Genomic DNA, 1,180 nt, shown 5'->3' with positions numbered 1-1,180 from the left:
TCCAACATCACTTTGGCGTTGTATGGTTAAGCCTCACGGGCAATTAGTACAGGTTAGCTCAACGTATCGCTACGCTTACACACCCTGCCTATCTACGTCGTAGTCTCCAACAACCCTTTAGGAGGCTTTAAGCCTCAGGGATGACTCATCTCGGGGCAAGTTTCGCGCTTAGATGCTTTCAGCGCTTATCTCTTCCGCATTTAGCTACCCGGCAATGCCACTGGCGTGACAACCGGAACACCAGAGATGCGTCCACTCCGGTCCTCTCGTACTAGGAGCAGCCCCCCTCAATCATCCAACGCCCACGACAGATAGGGACCGAACTGTCTCACGACGTTCTAAACCCAGCTCGCGTACCACTTTAAATGGCGAACAGCCATACCCTTGGGACCAACTTCAGCCCCAGGATGTGATGAGCCGACATCGAGGTGCCAAACACCGCCGTCGATATGAACTCTTGGGCGGTATCAGCCTGTTATCCCCGGAGTACCTTTTATCCGTTGAGCGATGGCCCTTCCATTCAGAACCACCGGATCACTAAGACCTACTTTCGTATCTGCTCGACCTGTCCGTCTCGCAGTTAAGCTAGCTTCTGCCTTTGCACTAACCGCATGATGTCCGACCATGCTTAGCTAACCTTCGTGCTCCTCCGTTACTCTTTAGGAGGAGACCGCCCCAGTCAAACTACCCACCAGACACTGTCCGTATCCCGGATTACGGGACAACGTTAGAACATCAAACATTAAAGGGTGGTATTTCAAGGTCGGCTCCACGCAAACTGGCGTTCACGTTTCAATGCCTCCCACCTATCCTACACATCAAGGCTCAATGTTCAGTGTCAAGCTATAGTAAAGGTTCACGGGGTCTTTCCGTCTTGCCGCGGGTACACTGCATCTTCACAGCGATTTCAATTTCACTGAGTCTCGGGTGGAGACAGCCTGGCCATCATTACGCCATTCGTGCAGGTCGGAACTTACCCGACAAGGAATTTCGCTACCTTAGGACCGTTATAGTTACGGCCGCCGTTTACCGGGGCTTCGATCAAGAGCTTCGCTTTCGCTAACCCCATCAATTAACCTTCCGGCACCGGGCAGGCGTCACACCGTATACGTCCACTTTCGTGTTTGCACAGTGCTGTGTTTTTAATAAACAGTTGCAGCCAGCTGGTATCTTCGACTGA

General features: G+C 52.2%; 1 rRNA gene. It reads right to left on the bottom strand.

The features are described from left to right. Nucleotides 1–22: 22 nt before the first annotated feature. A 23S ribosomal RNA gene (locus LQ901_RS16730) occupies nucleotides 23–1,180 on the bottom strand; the annotation flags it as partial.

It is taken from the genome of Plesiomonas sp. PI-19, from assembly GCF_021368255.1.
Taxonomy (GTDB): domain Bacteria; phylum Pseudomonadota; class Gammaproteobacteria; order Enterobacterales; family CAMTGL01; genus Plesiomonas; species Plesiomonas shigelloides.
This window is presented reverse-complemented; position numbering and strand designations above follow the sequence as displayed.